At 65.5% G+C, this 19,452-nt stretch carries 17 protein-coding genes; 6 read left to right on the forward strand and 11 right to left on the reverse strand.

Annotated elements, in window-relative coordinates:
• Window positions 1–184: 184 nt before the first annotated feature.
• The gene (thyX, locus tag ABIE58_RS00810) at window positions 185–1,090 is read left to right on the forward strand and encodes an FAD-dependent thymidylate synthase (protein WP_354542771.1); all 906 of its coding nucleotides are present in this window, start codon (window positions 185–187) and stop codon (window positions 1,088–1,090) included.
• 10 nt (window positions 1,091–1,100) lie between these two features.
• Window positions 1,101–2,504, forward strand: coding sequence for an RNA-directed DNA polymerase (locus tag ABIE58_RS00815; protein WP_354542772.1), 1,404 nt, complete (start codon window positions 1,101–1,103; stop codon window positions 2,502–2,504).
• Between the two features lie 280 nt (window positions 2,505–2,784).
• Here the strand turns inward: ABIE58_RS00815 and acnA are convergent, their stop codons facing one another.
• The gene (acnA, locus tag ABIE58_RS00820; RefSeq protein ID WP_354542773.1) at window positions 2,785–5,472 is read right to left on the reverse strand and encodes an aconitate hydratase AcnA; all 2,688 of its coding nucleotides are present in this window, start codon (window positions 5,470–5,472) and stop codon (window positions 2,785–2,787) included.
• A gap of 226 nt (window positions 5,473–5,698) precedes the next feature.
• Between acnA and ABIE58_RS00825 the strand changes: the two genes are divergently transcribed.
• Window positions 5,699–6,400 carry a DUF1223 domain-containing protein gene (locus ABIE58_RS00825; RefSeq protein ID WP_354542774.1) on the forward strand — a complete coding sequence of 234 codons (702 nt, stop codon included), beginning with the start codon at window positions 5,699–5,701 and terminating at the stop codon, window positions 6,398–6,400.
• Window positions 6,401–6,443: 43 nt separating this feature from the next.
• On the opposite strand, the gene ABIE58_RS00830 is transcribed toward ABIE58_RS00825, so the two are convergent.
• Entirely contained in the window at window positions 6,444–7,088 is a 645-nt protein-coding gene (locus tag ABIE58_RS00830) for a DUF1638 domain-containing protein (RefSeq protein ID WP_354542775.1), read from the reverse strand.
• A 66-nt stretch (window positions 7,089–7,154) separates the two neighbouring features.
• Entirely contained in the window at window positions 7,155–7,859 is a 705-nt protein-coding gene (locus ABIE58_RS00835; RefSeq protein ID WP_354542776.1) for a cobalamin B12-binding domain-containing protein, read from the reverse strand.
• Between the two features lie 208 nt (window positions 7,860–8,067).
• Between ABIE58_RS00835 and ABIE58_RS00840 the strand changes: the two genes are divergently transcribed.
• Window positions 8,068–9,153 (forward strand): PA0069 family radical SAM protein, encoded by a 1,086-nt coding sequence (locus ABIE58_RS00840; RefSeq protein ID WP_354542777.1) that lies wholly within the window; start codon window positions 8,068–8,070, stop codon window positions 9,151–9,153.
• A 311-nt stretch (window positions 9,154–9,464) separates the two neighbouring features.
• Here the strand turns inward: ABIE58_RS00840 and ABIE58_RS00845 are convergent, their stop codons facing one another.
• The 5 genes from ABIE58_RS00845 to ABIE58_RS00865 are packed head-to-tail and all read right to left on the reverse strand — an operon-like array spanning window position 9,465 to window position 13,517.
• Window positions 9,465–10,634: a molybdopterin molybdotransferase MoeA gene (locus tag ABIE58_RS00845; protein WP_354542778.1), complete on the reverse strand. Its 1,170-nt coding sequence runs from the start codon at window positions 10,632–10,634 to the stop codon at window positions 9,465–9,467.
• Entirely contained in the window at window positions 10,631–11,107 is a 477-nt protein-coding gene (gene moaC, locus ABIE58_RS00850) for a cyclic pyranopterin monophosphate synthase MoaC (RefSeq protein ID WP_354542779.1), read from the reverse strand. Before moaC ends, ABIE58_RS00845 begins: the two co-directional genes overlap by 4 nt.
• On the reverse strand, window positions 11,108–11,923 hold the full coding sequence (gene trpC, locus ABIE58_RS00855) for an indole-3-glycerol phosphate synthase TrpC (protein ID WP_354542780.1): 816 nt from the start codon (window positions 11,921–11,923) through the stop codon (window positions 11,108–11,110).
• Window positions 11,920–12,939: an anthranilate phosphoribosyltransferase gene (gene trpD, locus ABIE58_RS00860; protein WP_354542781.1), complete on the reverse strand. Its 1,020-nt coding sequence runs from the start codon at window positions 12,937–12,939 to the stop codon at window positions 11,920–11,922. The genes trpC and trpD overlap by 4 nt, the downstream gene beginning before the upstream one ends.
• A complete protein-coding gene (locus ABIE58_RS00865) occupies window positions 12,936–13,517 on the reverse strand; it encodes an anthranilate synthase component II (protein ID WP_354542782.1) in 582 nt (193 codons plus the stop codon). Before ABIE58_RS00865 ends, trpD begins: the two co-directional genes overlap by 4 nt.
• 167 nt (window positions 13,518–13,684) lie before the next feature.
• On the opposite strand from ABIE58_RS00865, the gene ABIE58_RS00870 reads away from it, so the two are divergent.
• Complete coding sequence (locus ABIE58_RS00870) at window positions 13,685–15,154, forward strand: divergent polysaccharide deacteylase family protein (RefSeq protein WP_354542783.1); 1,470 nt, start codon at window positions 13,685–13,687, stop codon at window positions 15,152–15,154.
• 311 nt (window positions 15,155–15,465) lie between these two features.
• Here the strand turns inward: ABIE58_RS00870 and ABIE58_RS00875 are convergent, their stop codons facing one another.
• The gene (locus tag ABIE58_RS00875) at window positions 15,466–16,107 is read right to left on the reverse strand and encodes a DsbA family oxidoreductase (protein ID WP_354542784.1); all 642 of its coding nucleotides are present in this window, start codon (window positions 16,105–16,107) and stop codon (window positions 15,466–15,468) included.
• Entirely contained in the window at window positions 16,094–17,623 is a 1,530-nt protein-coding gene (locus ABIE58_RS00880) for a class I adenylate-forming enzyme family protein (RefSeq protein ID WP_354542785.1), read from the reverse strand. The genes ABIE58_RS00875 and ABIE58_RS00880 overlap by 14 nt, the downstream gene beginning before the upstream one ends.
• A gap of 242 nt (window positions 17,624–17,865) precedes the next feature.
• Here ABIE58_RS00880 and ABIE58_RS00885 point away from each other — a divergent pair, with 242 nt between their 5' ends.
• Window positions 17,866–18,516, forward strand: coding sequence for a sugar transferase (locus tag ABIE58_RS00885; RefSeq protein ID WP_502950049.1), 651 nt, complete (start codon window positions 17,866–17,868; stop codon window positions 18,514–18,516).
• Window positions 18,517–18,520: 4 nt separating this feature from the next.
• On the opposite strand, the gene miaA is transcribed toward ABIE58_RS00885, so the two are convergent.
• Window positions 18,521–19,390 carry a tRNA (adenosine(37)-N6)-dimethylallyltransferase MiaA gene (gene miaA / locus ABIE58_RS00890; protein WP_354542787.1) on the reverse strand — a complete coding sequence of 290 codons (870 nt, stop codon included), beginning with the start codon at window positions 19,388–19,390 and terminating at the stop codon, window positions 18,521–18,523.
• Window positions 19,391–19,452 lie beyond the last annotated feature (62 nt).

Raw genomic sequence — 19,452 nt, forward strand, 5'->3', positions numbered from 1 at the left:
GGTCTCCTATCGGTTTCGCGCGGGTCATTTTCGGACTTGTCCTTGCCGCGCAGGATAGGGCCTGAAATCGCGGTGTCGAGGGCAAAGCGGCACCACGGGGCAACCCCCCGATATCGCGCTTTGCCACAGCCCCGCCCCAAGATAGAGTGGGGGCCGACTCGTCCCATCCCCGAAAGGTGCCCCCATGCCGCTGACCCCGGAGCAAAAGGCCGAAATCGACGCGCAACGCGCCGAGGCCACCCCCACCCTGCGCGCCACCGCCAAGGGCATGGAGGCTCATCTCTACACCGCCCACGAGGTGCTCGACCACGGGTTCGTGCGGGTGATCGACTATATGGGCGACGATGCCGCGATCTGCCAGGCGGCGCGGGTGAGCTATGGGCGCGGCACCAAATCGGTGAGCAATGACGAGGGGCTGATCCGTTATCTCATGCGGCACTGGCACTCGACCCCGTTCGAGATGTGCGAAATCAAGCTGCATGTGAAACTGCCGGTTTTTGTCGCGCGGCAATGGATTCGCCACCGCACGGCCAATGTAAACGAATATTCCGCGCGCTATTCGATCCTCGACCGCGAATTCTATATCCCCGCGCGCGATGATCTGTCGGCGCAATCCTCGACCAATAACCAGGGCCGGGGCGAGGTGCTGGGCGATGAGGAGGCCGCCCGCGTGCTGGCAATCCTGCGCGAGGACGCGATGCGCTGCTATGACCATTACCAGGACATGATTTCGGAGGACGGGCAACAGGGGCTGGCGCGCGAATTGGCGCGGATGACCCTGCCCGCAAATATCTATACGCAATGGTATTGGAAGGTGGATTTGCACAACCTGCTGCATTTCCTGCGGCTGCGCGCCGACGCCCACGCGCAATACGAGATCCGCGTCTATGCCGAAGCGATCTGCCGGATCGTAGCCGATTGGGTCCCCGCCGCCTACCGCGCCTTCGAGGATTACCGGATGGGAGGGGCGACGCTTTCAGCCACGGCGCTTGAGTGCGTGCGGCGGATGGTCAAGGGTGAGAAGGTGACGCAGGAGAGCTCGGGCATGTCCAAGGGGGAATGGCGGGAGTTTATGGGGGTTTTGAAGTGAGTTGCATTACATGACTTCCACACTTGACGGTGTTTTCTTGCGTAAAGTTTGGCGTCGACTGCGAGATAGTCAAGTCCCAATTGTATCTCAAGAAATATACAGTGACGCTGACAATGTCGCAAAAGAACTTTCACGTTCAATTAAAGAACACTTGTTTTTGCCTTCTACAATTCATGGATATCTTGGAATTCAAAAAGGTGGTGGTGTAACCAGATTTTTACCAATTCTGACAGCTGAAGATATGGGGGTATATTACTACCTCTGTTATCGTTTGGCACCAAAGATACTTGAGAAACAGACTGGCATTTTCGGCGCGTGGCACATGCAGCCTCTTATACGTGACTGCACAACTAAGGAGATTGAAGCCGAGGCATTTGGTCAAGGCTATTGGCAGAATCCATTTTCTAGTAAGTGGTGGTTGAGAGAGTGGCGACAGTTCAACGATTTGATCCGTGAATTACTAAATGATCGCAGCGTTGGAAAGTTTGTAGTTGCAACTGACGTAGCAAATTTTTATGATTCTATTGAAGTTCCACGACTCATTGGCAAAGTGAGACAAGTTGCGCATGAAGATAATGACACGGTAGAGGCGCTTAACGCGTTCTTGTCGTCATGGAATCGACGACATATTGGATACATGCCATCTACAAAAGGAATTCCACAAGAAATTATATCTGATGCCTCAAGGGTTCTGTCACATTTTTACCTTCAACAGCTCGACGTTGAGTTTAACTATTATTGCAAATCTAGGAATTTAACTTATATCCGATGGTCCGACGATATTTTGGTATTTGGAGGATCAAAATTGATGCTTGAGAAAGCTGTGCACCATCTTTCGCGGCTCATGCGAGATATTGGGTTGAATCTAAATGCAGCTAAAACAAGATATATGTCTAAAACAGAATTGAAGCGGTATCGAGCTTTAGACTTTCTTTCCGCCGTTTCAGAGGATGATAACCAAAAATTATCCAAAGAGATTAAAATTATTAAATCCTGGATTTCTTCTGGGCGTGATTTCAGAATAGACACTGTGTTTCGTGCTTTAATAGGATTTCTTTCAAGAAACCAAGCTGCTCAAACAAGCATAAATCGCGCTTTTATCGCCGACATTGGCGAGCATAACAGAGATCTTTTGCATTCGTTAAATAATACTCAGTTACTTAGGTACATTCAAATATCTGATGATCCAATCGCAACTTTCCACAACCTTCGGAACGATATTTGTAAAGCGCAATTTGGGGGGCCAAAGGCATCATACTTACATATGTTGAGAAAGTATCGCAATCAACTTTCGGCAATTGGAATGACCAAACCAAAGGCGATTTCTGCAATTTATCAAATCGAAAAAAGTAGTGATGATAGTGAGGTAATTCGTGATTTTTGTGTCCCTGCGGTACGAGAACAATATTCCTAGATTTGTCGATTGCGTTTAGAAGGCGCAAAGCAACCGTAGGCGAGGGCAACGGTATCCCGCGCGGAACAAGGCGCGCTTGCGCGCCGCCGCGCGAGCGCCCGACCGCCCCCTCGGGCGGGCGCTTTTGTTACGGTGCAGTCCCTTGATGACGTTGCTGTATTTGGCGGGGATAAAGTGCCATGCGTAGCCGTTGCAGCGCCCACCCGGCGGTCGGGCGCTCGCGCGGGGTGTCGATGCCTTCTGTGGGGAAGGGGGGCCGGGTGTCCCGGCCCCGTCCAGATCAGGCCGATTTGGCGAGGTTGCGCAGCACGTAGTGCAGCACGCCGCCATGCTCGACATATTCCTTCTCGATGGCGGTATCGATCCGGCATTTGAGGGTGATCGCCTTCTCGGTGCCGTCGCCATAGGTCACCGTGCAGGCGACCTCCTGCAAGGGTTTCACATCCGCCAGCCCGGTGATGGTGAAGCTCTCGTCGCCCTTGAGCGCCAGCGTCTTGCGGGTGTCGCCGCCGGTGAACTCGAACGGCACCACGCCCATGCCGACGAGGTTGGAGCGGTGGATGCGCTCGTAGCTCTCGGCGATGACCGCGCGCACGCCCAAGAGCGCCGTGCCCTTGGCCGCCCAGTCGCGGGAACTCCCGGCACCGTATTGCTCGCCCGCCACCACGACAAGCGGCGTGCCGGTCTCGGCCCAGGCTGCGGCGGCGTCGAAAATCGAGGTCTCCTTGCCGTCCGGCCCGAGCGTGTAGCCGCCCTCGGTGCCGTCGAGCATTTCGTTCTTGATGCGGATATTGGCGAAGGTGCCGCGCATCATCACCTCGTGATTGCCGCGCCGCGAGCCGTAGGAGTTGAATTCGCGCACCGGCACCTGACGTTCGATCAGGTATTGGCCTGCGGGGGTGCTGTCCTTGAACGAGCCGGCGGGCGAGATGTGATCGGTCGTCACCATATCACCCAGAAGCGCCAGCATCCGCGCGCCCTCTATATCGGCGATGGTGCCCGGATCGCGGGCCATGTCCTTGAAATAGGGCGGGTTCTGGACATAGGTCGATTGTGCGGGCCAGTCATAGGTCTCGCCCTCGGAGGTCTCGACCGCCTGCCACTTGTCGTCGCCCTTGAAGACATCGGCATATTTCGAGCGGAACGCCTCGCGGGTCACGGTCGCCTCGACCAGATCGGCGATTTCCTTCTGGCTGGGCCAGATATCCTTGAGATAGACATCGCGGCCATCCGGCGTTTGCGCGATGGGGTCGGTGGCGAGGTTGATATCGAGCGTGCCCGCCAGCGCATAGGCCACGACGAGGGGCGGCGAGGCGAGGTAGTTGGCGCGCACGTCCGGGCTGATCCGGCCCTCGAAATTGCGGTTGCCTGAGAGCACCGAGGTGGCGACCAGATCGCCCTCGGCGATGGCCGCGGAAATCTCCTTTTGCAGCGGGCCCGAGTTGCCGATGCAGGTGGTGCAGCCATAGCCCACGAGGTTGAAGCCGATCTTGTCGAGATCCTCTTGCAGACCGGCGGCCTCGAGGTAATGCGACACCACCTGAGAGCCGGGCGCGAGCGAGGTCTTGACCCAGGGCTTGCGGTTCAGCCCCAAAGCGGCGGCCTTGCGCGCCACAAGCCCGGCACCGATCATCACGTAGGGGTTGGAGGTGTTGGTGCAGGACGTGATCGAGGCGATCACCACATCGCCCGAGGAGAGGGTGTAGTCTTCGCCATTGACCGGCACCTGTTTGTCCATCGGGCGCTTGAAGGTCTCGGCCATTTCGCGGGCAAAGGCGGTCTTGGCCTCGGTCAGCGCCACGTAATCCTGCGGGCGTTTGGGGCCGGAAATGGCGGGCACGATCTCGCCCATGTCGAGATGCAGCGTGTCGCTATAGACCGGAGCGTAATCGGCCCCGCGCCAGAAGCCGTTTTCCTTGGCATAGGCCTCGACCAGCGCGACGCGATCCTCGTCGCGGCCGGTGTTGCGCAGATAGCGCAGGGTTTCGTCGTCGATGGGGAAGAAACCGCAGGTGGCACCGTATTCGGGGGCCATGTTGGCGATGGTGGCACGATCCGCCAGCGGCAGGGTATCGAGCCCCGCGCCGTAAAATTCGACGAATTTGCCCACCACGCCCTTCTCGCGCAGCATCTGCACGACCTTGAGCACGAGATCGGTGCCGGTGGTGCCCTCGACCATCGCGCCGGTCAGCTCAAAGCCGACAACCTCGGGGATGAGCATGGAGATGGGCTGGCCCAGCATCGCGGCCTCGGCCTCGATCCCGCCGACGCCCCAGCCCAGCACGGCCACGCCGTTGATCATGGTGGTGTGGCTGTCGGTGCCCACCAGCGTGTCGGGATAGGCCACCGTCTCGCCGTTCTGGTCCTCGTCGGTCCAGACGGTCTGCGCCAGATATTCAAGGTTGACCTGATGGCAGATGCCGGTGCCCGGCGGCACGACGCGGAAATTGTTGAACGCGCCCTGGCCCCATTTCAGGAACTGGTAGCGCTCCATGTTGCGCTCGTATTCGCGGTCCACGTTCATCTGGAAGGCGCGGGGATTGCCGAACTCGTCGATCATCACCGAGTGGTCGATCACCAGGTCAACCGGGTTCAGCGGGTTGATCTTTTGCGCATCGCCGCCCAGCGCCTTGATCCCGTCGCGCATCGCCGCAAGGTCCACCACCGCCGGAACCCCGGTGAAATCCTGCATCAAGACGCGGGCCGGGCGATAGGCCAGCTCGCGATTGGCGCGGCCGCCGTTTGCGGCCCATTCCGAGAACGCGCGGATATCGTCGAGCGAGACGGTCTTGCCATCCTCGAAGCGCAGCATGTTTTCCAGCACCACCTTGAGCGCGGCAGGCAGGCGCGAGAAATCACCAAGCCCCGCCGCCTCGGCGGCGGCGATGGAATAATAGGCGATGGATTTGCCGCCGACGGTAAGCGTCTTGCGGGTCTTGGCGCTGTCTTGACCGACTGTGATGGGCATGGCGTGCCGTCCTTTCATGTCAGGGCTGGATGACGTTTGTCTTGCTTCTGACCGATATTGTGCGCCCGATCAAGGGGCGGATGGCGTTTTTGTATACTGTTGCACACAATGTGACGGGTGTTACAACGCGCACGGGCATCTCGCGAAACCTTGAATTGGCAGGGCGGGCGGCAGGGCCTAAGATCAGGCCAAGCGCCCAGCCAATCCAGACGGGAAAAATCCGCCCATGCGACACCTCATTTTCGGCCTGCTTGCAGGAATCGCGGCGTTTTCGACGCCGCTTCATGCCGCCGACCGGCCCGTGGTGGTGGAGCTGTTTACCTCGCAGGGCTGCCCCTCCTGTCCGCCCGCCGACGGGTTTTTCGAGCAACTGGCCGCGCGCGATGATGTGCTCGCGCTGTCGCTGCATGTCGATTACTGGGATTACATCGGCTGGGAGGATACCTTTGCCAGCCCCGCCAATACCGCGCGGCAGCGCGGCTATGCGGCGGCGGCGGGGCGCAAGATGGTCTATACCCCGCAAATGGTGGTCAACGGGACCGATCGTGTTGTCGGCACGCGCTATCGCGACGTGACCGATGTGATTGACAAACACCTGGCGCAGCCCGATAACGGGCTGGAAGTGGCGCTGCGGCGCGAAGGCGCGCGCGTCTACCTCGACGCCCGCGCGAGGACCCCGCGCGAGATGCCGCTGGTGGTGCAATTCGCCCGCTACACGCCCGAGGAAACGGTCGAGATCGAGCGCGGCGAGAATGCGGGGCGCACGATCACCTATACCAATATCGTGACCGAACTGGTCGAGGTCGCCACCTGGGATACGCAGGCGCCGCTCTCGCTCGATATCGCCTGGCCCGAGGATGCGCCGCTGGCGGTGCTGCTGCAATATCCCGATTTCGGCACCATCGAGGCGGTGGCGCGGCTGCGCTGAGGGGGTTGAAAGGCAGTCCTTATCCTTATCCTTATCCTTATCCCTATCCCTTTGCCGCCTGTGCGCCAAGCGCGCCCGCAAGATCGCCATAGCCGGTGAAGCGGTATTCGTAGTCAAGCCCGAGGCGGCGGGCGCAGTCCTCGGCGCGGGCGCGCAGGGCGGCATCGTCGGTCTGCGCCTGATAGATCAGCTTGGTATAGTTGCCAAAGATCATGTCGCGCAATTCCGGGTGCCGGTCGAGGCCCATGGGCCGCCACACGAAGGCATCGAACTGCCGCACCAGGAAATCGGTGAGGTAGAAGGCCGTGATCTCGTCCTCATGCGCGGCAAAGCGGTCCACCCCCTCATAGAACGCATAGCAATGCGGGCCGGCCACCATCTCGACGCCCAATTCGGCGCATTTCGCCTGCAAGAGGCCCCCGGTGCCGCAATCGGCATAGACCACGAAGATGCGGCCATAGGCGTCACGCTGGCGCAGAACGGATTTTTCCACCTCGGCGGTGATCTTTTCGGGGTAAAGATGCAGCTTGGCGGGCAGGCACTGCAGGTCCATGTGGTCCCAGCCATTGGCGCGCTTCAGGCTGAGGATTTCATGGGCCAGCGCGCCGCAGGCAATCAGCAGGATGCGGCCCCGCCCCTCGGGGGGCAGGCCCTCACTCGTCAGCAGATCGTCGCTTGGTCCCGTCATCGCATCCTTTCAACGCAAACGGCCCGCACCACACGGGGGCGGGCCGCCGCGCGAGATCTCGTGCGCTCAGCCCGCCGCGAGGGCGTTGTGCTTGCGCGCCATGAAATCCTTGGCCGTCTCGACCGCCACGGCGGCGTCGCGGCAATAGGCATCAGCACCGATGGCCTTGCCGAATTCCTCGTTGAGCGGCGCGCCGCCCACCAGCACGACGTAATCATCGCGCTTGCCCTGTTCAATCAGCGTGTCGATCACGACCTTCATATAGGGCATGGTGGTGGTCAGCAGCGCCGACATGCCGAGGATGTCGGGCTGTTCGGTCTCCAGCGCCTCAAGGTAATTCTCGACCGGGTTGTTGATCCCGAGATCGACCACCTCGAATCCTGCCCCCTCCATCATCATCCCGACGAGGTTCTTGCCGATGTCATGGATATCGCCCTTGACGGTGCCGATCACCATCTTGCCGACGCGCGGCGCGCCGGTCTCGGCCAGAAGCGGCTTGAGGATGGCCATGCCGCCCTTCATCGCGTTGGCGGCCAAAAGCACCTCGGGGACGAACAGGATGCCGTCGCGGAAATCCTTGCCGACGATGGTCATACCGCCCACCAGCGCCTGGGTGAGGATCTGGTAAGGCTCCCAGCCGCGCCCCAGAAGGATGTTCACACCTTCCTCGATCTCTTCGCGCAGACCGTCGTAAAGGTCGTCGAACATTTGCTGGACAAGTTCCTCGTCGTCGAGTTCCGACAGGATGATTTCGTCTTCTTGGTCGGACATGGGCATGATCCCTGGTTGTTCTGCGCGCGTGCATTGCGGTGCCGTTGCGCCTCTTTCGTCAATTTGTCGCAGCGCCACTTTGCAAATTGCGACGCTGCCCGCGCTGCTACCGACCTGTAACAGCGATTTGGCCGGGATGTGACTGAATTATCGGCATCATCATTATCGGATCGTTGCATTTGTTCGCGTTATGTTCCATATTTCGATCATGCAAAACGATCCCACCCTTCCGCCGGATCTGCGCCCTCGGGGCCGTGGTGCCGGCAGCAACGCCGCCGGGCGGTTCGAGGCGCATAGCGTGAGCTACGCCGCCGATGATCCCGACCCCGATGCCGAGGCGCGGGTGCTGCGCACCACGGTTTCGGAGGAGCGCGCGGGCCGGGTGATTACCTATAACCGCTCGCCCGACCTGCCGTTTGATCGCTCGATCAACCCCTATCGCGGCTGCGAGCATGGCTGCATCTACTGCTTCGCGCGGCCCAGCCATGCCTGGCTTGGCTTGTCGGCGGGGCTCGATTTCGAAACCCGGCTGATCGCTCGCCCCGATGCCCCCGCCCGGCTCGAGGCGGAATTGCGCGCGCGCAGCTACAAGGTGGCCCCCATTGCCATCGGCACCAATACCGACCCCTACCAGCCGATCGAGCGGCAATATGGTATCACCCGCGCCTGTCTCGAGGTGCTGGAACGGTTCAACCACCCGGTTGCGGTGGTGACCAAGGGCGCGCTGATCGAGCGCGACATTGATCTGCTGGCGGGCATGGCGGCGCGGGGGCTGGCGCGGGTCGGTGTGTCGATCACCACACTGGACGCCACGCTGGCGCGGAAGCTGGAGCCGCGCGCCCCCGCGCCCGAGCGGCGGCTGGCCACGATCCGGCGGCTTGCCGAGGCGGGGGTGCCGGTGCGGCTAATGGTGTCGCCGGTGATACCGGCGCTGACCGATGCCGAGATCGAGACGATCTGCGAGGCGGGGTGTGAGGCCGGGGCGGAGGCGGTAAGCTGGATCATGCTGCGCCTGCCGCGCGAGGTGTTGGGGCTCTTTCGTGACTGGCTGGCACAGCATTACCCCGACCGCGCGGGCCGGGTGATGAACCGGCTGCGCGAGATGCATGACGGGCGCGACTACGCCGCCGATTGGCACCAGCGGATGCGGGGGCAGGGGGTCCATGCGCGGATGATCGCGCGACGATTCGAGCTTGTGGCGCGGCGGTTGCGGCTCGATGCGCCGCAACCCGCCCTGCGCTGCGATGTCTTCGAGGTGCCGCTTGCGCGCGGCGCGCAACTGGCGCTGTTCTAGGGGGCGACACCCGATACAGGGTGCCCGATGCTGCACGGGAGGAACGCTCGGGGGCTTTGAGCCGCCATTCGATATGATGCGATGAGCCGCGCGAGTGCCCGACCGCGGGTGGGCGCTGCAACGGCTGTGGTGGGCGCTTTATGGCGCAAAATACTTGAACGATGATGCAGGATGCCACGTTGCAGAAGCGCCCGCCCGTCCGGGCGCTCGCGCGGCGGCGCCTGCGGCGCCTTGACTCCGCGCGGGGAGCAACATGCCAACGTCTCCTTCATGTCCTCGCGGGAGCCGCGAACCGCATATTCGGTAGGGCCTCAAACCGGCAGGTAATCAACCACCTCACCCGCCGCGCGCGCCGGATCGAGGGGCGGGCGCACCAAGAGTGCGTCGGCATGGGCAAGCACGCTGAGGAGCGCGCTGTCCTGCCGGTTCTCGGGGGTGATCCCCTCGGGGCCAAGGCGCGCGCGCATGTAATGCTCGCGCGGGCCGTTGGCGGGCAGGGCGGTGGCGAGGGCGATGGTGCGGCGCGGCGCAGGCTGCGCCCCAAGCCCCAGCATGGCGCGGAGCATCGGCACAACGAAAACCTGCCCGCAGACCATCGCCGAGACCGGGTTACCCGGCAGCCCGACCACCGCCGCAGCCCCCATGCGCCCCGCCATCAGCGGCTTGCCGGGGCGCATCGCGACCTTGTAGAAGGCGCGCTCGATCCCAAGCTCGGGGCCAAGGCGCGCGACCAGATCGTGATCGCCCACCGACGCGCCGCCGATGGTCACGACAAGATCGCAGCCCGAGGCCAGCCCCAGCGCGGTCTCGAGCGAGGCCCGCGTGTCGCGGGCGATGGGCAGGAGCCGCGCCACCGCGCCCTGCGCCTCGAACATAGCCTTGAGGCCAAAGCCGTTGGAGGCGATGATCTGGTCGGGGCCGGGGGCCTCGCCGGGCATCACCAATTCGTCGCCGGTGGCGATGAGCGCCACCTCCGGGCGGCGGCGCACCGGCACGCGGGCGATATTCATCGCCGCGAGCAGCGCGAGATCGGCGGGGCGCAGGCGGCGGGGGGCGGGGATCACGTCGCCTTTGCGAAAATCCCCGCCTCTGGGGCGGATATTGTCACCCTTGCCGATATTTTCGCCAAGGGTGATCCGCTCGCCCGCGCGCGTCACGTCCTCCTGCATGACCACGCGGGCGGCCCCCTCGGGCACCGGCGCGCCGGTAAAGATGCGCACCGCCTCGCCCGGCCCCACACGACCGCCGAACCCATGCCCCGCCGCCGCCTCGCCGATGACGGTCAGCACCGCGCCGGGGGCGGGGTCATCGGCAATCGCGTAGCCATCCATCGCCGAGGCGGCAAAGGGCGGCTGATCGCGCCCGGCCACCACGTCACGCGCCAACACGCGGCCCGCAGCCTGCGCCAGCGGTACTTCTTCCACCTCTGTCGGCGCGACAAGGTCGAAGAGCGCGCCGAGGGCTTCATCAACGGAAATCATCGCGCCTCATACCGCCCGGATTTGCCGCCATCCTTGAGCACCACGCGCACCCCGCCGATTTCCATCGCGCGGTCCACCGCCTTGGCCATGTCATAGACGGTGAGCGCCGCGACCGAGACCGCCGTGAGCGCCTCCATCTCGACGCCGGTCTGCCCGGTGGTCTTGGCCGTGGCCTCGATCTGCACGCCGGGCAGGGCGGGGTCGAGCGTCAGCTCCACCGCCACCTTTGTCACCGGAAGCGGGTGGCAGAGCGGGATGAGATCGGGCGTGCGCTTGGCCGCCATGATCCCCGCCAGCCGCGCGACAGCCAGCACATCGCCCTTCTTGGCGCGGCCTTCGGCAATGATATCAAAGGTTTCGCGCGCCATGCGCACATGCCCCTCGGCCACGGCGACGCGCGCCGTCACCGCCTTGTCGGAGACATCGACCATATGCGCATCGCCCTTGCCGTCGAAATGCGTCAGCCCCGCCATTCAAAAGCCCCCCGCCGTCAGCGGGTTAGCGAGCAGCGCGCGGGTGGCGGCGGCCACGTCCTCGGCGCGCATCAGCACCTCGCCGATGAGAAAGGCGCGCGCGCCGTAGCGGGCCATATCCGAGAGATCCTCGGGCGTGGAAAGCCCGCTCTCGCTCACGATCATGCGCTCGGGCGGCACGAATTTCGACAGCTTGCGCGTGGTGTCAAGCGAGGTCTCGAACGTGTGCAGGTCGCGGTTGTTGATGCCGATCATGCGCGAGGAAAGCGCGCCCGCGCGGTCAAGTTCCTCGCGGTTGTGCACCTCGATGAGCGCATCCATGCCCCAATGCGTGGCCGCCTCTTCAAGCTCCAGCGCCTGCGCGTCCGAGACGCTCGCCATGATGATGAGGATGCAATCGGCCCCCCAGGCGCGCGCCTCGGCGACCTGATAGGGATCATACATGAAATCCTTGCGCAGCACCGGCAGGTCGCAGGCGGCGCGCGCCTCGCGCAGATAGTCCGGCGCGCCCTGAAAGCTTGGGCCATCGGTCAGCACCGAGAGGCACGCGGCCCCGCCCGTCGCATAGGCCTGCGCCAGCGCGGCGGGGTCGAAATCCGCGCGGATGAGGCCCTTGGAGGGGCTGGCCTTCTTGATCTCGGCGATGAGGCCATAGCCGGTTTTCGACGCCTGCAACAGCGCCGGGCCAAAGGGGCGCACGGACGGCGCCGCGCGGGCGTCGTCCTCGATCTCGGCTTGCGGGCGCGCGGCCTTGGCGGCGGCGATCTCGTCGAGTTTGTAGGCCTTGATCTGCTCAAGGATGGTGGGCGTGGTCATTTGGCCTCCGATGTGGCTTTGGCGAGGACGGCGAGGGTGGTCTTCGCCGCCCCCGAATCGATGCTCTCGGCGGCGATCTCGACGCCCTCGCGCAGGTCATTCGTGCGTCCCGCCACCGTCAGCGCGGCGGCGGCGTTCATCAGCACGGCGTCGCGGTAGGCGGTCCTTGCGCCCTCGAGAAGGGCCTTGAGCGCCGCGCCGTTTTCCTCGGGCGTGCCGCCGAGGATGGCCTCAAACGGGTGCACCGGCAGGCCGAAATCCTCGGGGTGAAGCTCTGCCTCGCGGATGCTGCCATCCTCTTCGAGTGCGGCGAGCCATGTGAGGCCGGTGATGGTCATCTCGTCGGTGCCGTCGCTGCCATGCACCAGCCACGCCCGCTCTGACCCCAACTGCCCCAGCGTTTCGGCCATCGGGCGGATGAGATCGCGCGAGAACGCGCCGGTGAGCTGCCGCTTGACGCCTGCGGGGTTGGTCAGCGGCCCGAGGATGTTGAAGATGGTGCGCGTGCCAAGCTCGGCGCGCACCGGGCCGACATGGGCCATCGCCGGGTGGTGCATGGGGGCCATCATGAAGGCGATGCCCGCCTCGGCCAAGACCTTTTCCACCGCATCCGCGCCGATCATCACCTTGACGCCCAGCACCGTGAGCGCATCCGCCGCGCCGGATTTGGACGACAGGTTGCGGTTGCCATGCTTGGCCACCGGCACGCCCGCGCCCGCCACCACCAGCGCCGCCGCCGTCGAGATGTTGAGCGTGCCCTTGCCGTCGCCCCCCGTGCCGACGATGTCGATCGCGCCCTCGGGCGCGCGCACCTTGTGGCACTTGGCGCGCATCACGGCGGCGGCGGCGGCGTATTCATCCACCGTCTCGCCCCGCGTGCGCAGCGCCATGAGGAAACCCCCCGTTTGCGCGGGCGTGGCCTCGCCCTCGAAGAGGATGGTAAAGGCGGCCTCGGCCTCGGGCCGCGTCAGCGGGCGGTCGGCGGCGGCGGCGATGAGCGGGCGGATATCGCTCATGCCGGCACCTGCATCATGTCGAGGAAATTGCGCAACAGCGCGTGGCCATGCTGCGAGGCGATGGATTCGGGGTGGAACTGCACCCCGTGGATCGGATGCGCGCGGTGGCGCAGGCCCATGATGGTGCCGTCCGTCAACTCGGCGGTGATTTCGAGGCAATCGGGCAGGCTCTCGCGTTCGACCACCAGCGAATGATAGCGCGTGGCGTCAAAAGGCGAGGGCAGGCCCTTGAACACGCTTGTGCCGGAATGGTGGATCTCGCCCATCTTGCCGTGCACGATCTCGGAATGGCGCACCACCCGCCCGCCAAAGGCCTGCCCGATGGTCTGATGGCCAAGGCACACGCCCAGAAGCGGGATATGCGCCTCGGCCGCCGCCAGCGTCAGGGGCAGGCAGATCCCCGCCTGATCGGGATCGCAGGGGCCGGGCGACAGCACGATTGCCGAAGGCCGCAGCGCCAGCGCGCCCGCCACATCCATCGCGTCGTTGCGGATGACGCGCGTTTCGGCCCCCAACTCGCCCAGATAATGCACGAGGTTATAGGTGAAACTGTCGTAATTGTCGATCAAGAGCAGCATCTGCGCCTGTCCTTTGGTCTAAAGGGGGCTGTTGGCCTTGGGGCCGGTCGCGGTATACTTGTTCAGGCTTGCGCCGGACCGTCAAGGGGCGCTAGGCCGGAAACAGCCGCAAACCGGCGGGCAAGACGCGGATCGACGGCGGATCAAAACAAGGGGCGAGGGCGGCAATGCGCGGTGTTCTGGCAGGAATGATAACGGGGTTTGCCGTGTCGGGGCTTGTGCTTGGCGCGGTTTCGGTGGGGCTTGATCTTGCCGGCGGGGCGGCGCTGCGCGAGCGCGCCCCCGAGGCGGATGCCGTCAAGGTGCCGCCCGGCTCGGGCTTTGACGCGGTGCGCGAGGATCGCGCGGCGGCGCTGCCCGCGCCCGGTGACAGCCCCGAGGCCGGGACGGGGGCCGTGCCGCGCGTGCCCGCGCCTGCGCCCGACGACACCCTTGGCCTGAGCGGGGCCGACACCGCCCCGCCCCCCGCCACCGGCACCGCGACCACTCTCGGCACGCCGCCCGTCGAGGCCTCGGACACGGGCAGCGTTGCGGTGCAGGGCGACAGCCCGGTGCTGCCCAGCCCGCAGGCCCTCGCCCCCACCCGGCCCGAGAGCGAGGCGCGGCTGCCGATCTCGACCGAACCGGCGCAGCCGCCGCAGCCCGATCCCGGCGAGAGCGCGGTCGGGCTGGCACCGGGTGCAGGGCAACGGGTGGGCGCAGCCCCCGACGAGACCGGCACCGAGACCAGCCCCGGCGAGAGCATGGCCGCCCCCGCCCCCGACGAGGGCGCGCCCGAGACCGCCCCAGAGACCGCTCCCGCCCCGCGCCGTCTCCAGCCCGAGGGCGGCGGCGCGCTGGTTCAGGACCGCGCCGAGGGCGTGACCACCGACCGCCTGCCGCGCATCGGAGAGGCCCCCGAGGAGGGCGCGGTCGCGCCGCAGGACGAGGCCGCCCCGGCCCCCGCCCCCCCCGAACCCGCGCTTGCGCGCAACGCGGTTGCCGCAGAGGTGCCGCCGGGCAAGCCGCTCATGGCGATCGTGCTGATCGACGATGGCAGCGGCGCGCTTGGCCGCGAGGCGCTCGGCGCCTTTCCCTACCCGCTCAGCATCGCCATTCCCGCCACCCATCCCGATGCAGGCGCGGCGGCGGCGCGCTATCGCGAGGCCGGGTTCGAGGTGCTTCTCGATGTCGATCTGCCCGAGGGGGCAAGTGCCGCCGATGTCGAGGTGGCGATGGCCGCATGGCTTGATCGCGTGCCGCAGGCGGTGGCGGTGATCGAGGGCGACGGCACCGGCCTGCAATCGAGCCGCGAGGCCAGCGCGCAGCTTGCCCCGATCCTGCTCGAGACCGGTCACGGCCTGGTGATGCGGCCCAACGGGCTTGATACCGCGCAAAAGCTCATCGCGCGCGAGGGCGTGCCCTCGGCGACGCTGTTTCGCGATTTCGATGCGCAGGGGCAGAATGCCGCTGCCGTGCGCCGTTTTCTCGATCAGGCGGCGGTGCGCGCGGGCCAGAGGCAGACGGGCGTCATCATGCTGGGCCGGTTGCGCGCCGACACGATCAGCGCGCTGTTGATCTGGGGCCTGCAAGACCGCGCCGCCAGCGTTGCGCTGGTGCCGGTCTCGGCGGTGCTGCGACGGGGGGCGGCGCAGTAGGGCGTAGGGTGATGGGGCAGGCAGCGTGGATGGCCTGGTGGGGACGTTTGCGGTTTCAGAGATGAGCCGCGCGGTCGCTGGGCCGGGGACTAGCGATGCACCGGTTGAAACTGCCGCTTTATGCCAGCCAAGCCTTTATGACACCGATGCATTGCGCGCCGTCTCAAAATCGCTAGGCTGCGGGACGGCCCAGCGATCGCGCGGCGGGCTTCGCCCTTGACTCCGCGCGGGGGACAGGGGGCGAACGGCAGCTCCATGCCAGAAACACGCCCCCGCCCCAACAACACGCACCTTGTATCAGGTGGTGACCCTCAGCCCCCCGCCGCCTGTGCGGTGATTTCGTCGATCACCCGCAGCCACATTTCGGGCGGCTGGCAGCCCGGCACCGCGTGCTGGCCCGCGACGATGAATGTGGGCACGCCGGTCACGCCCATCTGGCGGAACTGCGCATCGCGGGCGGCAACCTCCTCGCGGTCGGCATCCGAGGCCAGCAGCCGCGCGATGAGGGCGGCATCAAGGCCGAGGCTGTCGGCGAGATCGGCCAGCACCTCGGGGTCGGAAATGTCGCGCCCCTCGTGGAAATAGGCACGAAACAGCGCCATCGCCATCGGCGTCTGGCAGCCCTCGACCTCGGACCAGTGCAAGAGGCGGTGCGCATCGAGCGTGTTGGGGGTGCGCGGGATCGCCGCGAAATCAATCTCCAGCCCCGCCGCCTCGGCGCGCTCCAGCACCGGCGCATAGGCGCGCGCCGCGCCCTCGCGCCCGCCGAACTTGGCCTCGAGATAGGCGCGGCGGTCCATCCCCTCGGGAGGCATGTCGGGGTTGAGCTGAAAGGGCTGCCAGTGGATCTCGAACGGGTGGTCGGGGCGCTCTGCCAGCGCCTGATCGAGCAGGGTCTTGCCGATGTAGCACCACGGGCAGATCGGATCGGAGATGATGTCAAGCCGGACCATTGAGGGCCTCGTATATCGGCCGCAGGTCGCGGCGCAGGAGTTTTCCGTTACCGCCCGCAGGCAGGCTTTCGACGTGAAAGAAGCCGCGCGGGCATTTGTAAGCCGCCAGCCGCGCGCGGCAATGCGCGTCAAGGCGGGCAGGGTCGAGCCGTTCGGGACCAGTATAGAAGGCCATGATCACGCGTGCATCCTCTTTCACCTCGATATCGGTCACGGCGACCTCGGTGATGCCGGGATAGCCTGCCAGCGCCGCCTCCACCTCGATCGGCGAGACGCGAAAGCCGCCCGCGTTCATCATGTCATCGGCGCGCCCCAGATAGCGGATCGCGCCGTCGGCCTCCATCGCGCCGCGATCGCCGGTGAGAAACCACGCGCCCGCAAATTTCTCTGCCGTCGCCTGCACTGCGCCCATATAGCCCAGCATCAGGCCGGGATCGTCGCGATGCACGGCGATGGTGCCCTCCTCGCCGCGCGCCACCGGCGCGCCATCGGGGCCAAGGATCGCCACGCGGCGGCCGCGCTGCGGGCGGCCCAGCGTGCCGGGGGCCGCGGGCCGGTCGGGGCTGGCCGAGATGAAGGTAGAACATTCCGACAGGCCATAGGCCTCATGGATCGTGGTGCCGGTAGCGGCGTGCCAGCGGCTGCGGATCGCCTCGGAGAGCTTCTCGCCCGCCGCCAGCCCGTGGCGCAGGCGTGGCAGAGGTGGCAGCGCCCCGCCCGCCAGCAGCTTGCGATAGACCCCCGGCGCGGCGGCGAAAAGCGTGGCGTCGTGGCGCTTGAGCAAGAGCGGCAATTGCGCGGGCTCCACCCCTTGGGCGGGGATGAGCGCGGTCGCCCCCACGCTCCACGGATCGAGCAGCCCGGTGCCGAGCGTGAAGGTCCAGTTGAACGCGCCCGCATGGCAGAGCCGGTCGGCCTCGGTCAGGCCATACCAATCCTCAAACATCATCGCGCGGGCAAGGATGGCGCGATGCGCGTGCATCACCGCGCGCGGGATGCCCGAGGTGCCGGAGGTATAGATGATATAGCCGGGCCGGTTTGGGGCGCCCATGTGCCAGGCGGCGGGGGGCAGATCGCGCATCGCCTCGAGCGCGGTCTCGTCCAGGATCGGCAGATCGGTCTCGGGGCAGGCGATGCCCGCGCCGCGCAGGATCAGGCGGGGCGTGGTGGTGGCGATGATGCCCGCCACCTCGGGGGCGGTCAGCAGGCTCGATGTGGGCACCGGCACCAGCCCGGCGGCGAGCGCGCCGAGATAGGCGAGCGGAAATTCCACCGTGTTGCCCAGCCGCATCAGCACCCGGTCGCCGGGGGCAAGGCCTTGCGCCAGAAGCCCCGTCGCCGTGCCGCGCACCGCGGCCTCGAGGCGGGCATAGCGCCACCGTTCGGCCCCCGACGGCCCGATGATGGCAAGCGCGATCTTGTCGGGCATGCGCGCGGCATGGCCCAGCACATGCGCGGCCATGTTGAAGGGCGCGGGGCAGGGTGGCGGCGGGCCTTGGTCGAGGAGAGCGATCATGGCCCCGGCTTAGGCAGGGATCGGGCCGCGTGCAAGGGGTAGGGTTCGGAGCCTGTTATCTGCGGCCCGAGGCCGTTTACCGTCCTTGATGGCAAGCGGGGTTTGGCTCACCGTAATAAAAAATTAACTTTTTTCTGCGGCTGCATAGTGGTATATGGCACTTCAGGTATCACGGGTTTTTGATTGCCCGTGTCGTGTTGGTTCATGGCTTGGGCCTATGCGGCTTTTTGGGGGACAGTATATTGAAACACGAAGCTTTTGAGATTAATAAATCATCTATCGGATTCCGCCCGTCGCGGCTGGAAGGTGTGTATGCGCGTTGGGGCAAGCCCGCCTTCGACATCGTGATGAGCCTGTGTCTTCTGCCCGTTCTGGCGCTGATCTGCCTTGTGTTGCTCTGCCTCAATCCGTTTTTCAATCGCGGCCCGCTGTTTTACATGCAGCCCCGGATGGGGCGGGGGTGCCGCGCGTTCAGCGCCATCAAGTTCCGCTCGATGACGTCGGCCGAGCGTATCATGCGCAGCGCCGAGGACCCGCTCGAGCATGACCGAATCACACCGCTGGGGCGGATCATGCGGCGCTGTCGCGTTGACGAGCTACCGCAGATCATCAACGTGCTGCGCGGCGAGATGAGCCTGATCGGCCCGCGCCCGGATTATTTCCACCACGCGCGGCGCTACGTTCGCAACGTGGCGGGCTATCGCCGCCGCCACGATGTGCGCCCCGGTATCAGCGGGCTGGCGCAGACCGATCTAGGCTATGTCGATGACAGCGAGGGCACCCGTCGCAAGGTGGTGCTGGACCTGCGTTACGTCGATGAAATGAGCCTGCGGCTTGATCTCTATGTGTTCTGGCGCACGCTGGTAACGGTGTGTGGGCGCAAGGGCTGCTGAGCGCTCAGAGCGCCTCTGCCGCCACCGCCTGCCAATGCCTCATCCGCGCGCGAAACCATGTCCGCTGTCGCTTGGCGTATTGACGCGTGGCGATGAGCGCGGCCTCGCGCGCGGCATCTAGCGTCATCTCGCCGCGCAGATGGGCGATCAGCTCCGGCGCGCCAATGGCTTGCGCGGCCGGGCGCGCGGCATCCCATCCCTCCAGATTGGCGTGCGCCTCGTCGAGCGCGCCGGCACCGAGCATGGCATCGAAGCGGCGGGCAATGCGCGGGGTAAGCCAGTGTTTCGGGGCCTCCACCACAAGCGCCGAGCAGGCATCAAGCGGCAAGAGCGGCGGCGGCGTGGCGTCCTGCCACGCGGCCAGCCCGCGCCCGGTGGCGGCCTGCACCTCCCAGGCGCGCTGCACCCGGCGGGGATTGCCGGTGTCGATGCGCGCGCGCGTCGCCGGGTCGAGCGCGTCCAGAAGGGCCGCAGGCGGCAGCCGGTCGGCCTCGGCGCGAATCGCGGGCGGGGTGGGCGGTATCTCGGCCAGCCCCTCGGTCAGCGCCGTGAAATAAAGCCCGGTGCCACCCACGATGATCGGGCGTGCCTCGGATGCAAGCAGCGGCACCACCTCGCGCAGCCAATGGCCGACGGAATATGCCTGCTCCGGTGCGACATGACCATAGAGCCGGTGCGGGGCGGCGGCCTCGTCCTCGGGGGTGGGGCGCGCCGACAGGATGCGCCAGTTGGCATAGACCTGGAGCGCGTCGGCATTGACGATAACGCCGCCCTGCGCGCGCGCGATCGCGAGTGCCAGCGCCGATTTACCGCTGGCGGTAGGCCCGGCGATCAGCACCGGGCGCACGGGGTCGAGGGCATCAAGGTCGATCATGGCGCGGGCATAGCCTGTGCCCGCGCGATTGGCGAGGGCGCGCGCGGTATCGGCGATTGCAC

This window comes from Roseovarius sp. MBR-78, from assembly GCF_040547535.1.
In the GTDB taxonomy this organism is placed as follows: Bacteria; Pseudomonadota; Alphaproteobacteria; order Rhodobacterales; family Rhodobacteraceae; genus Roseovarius.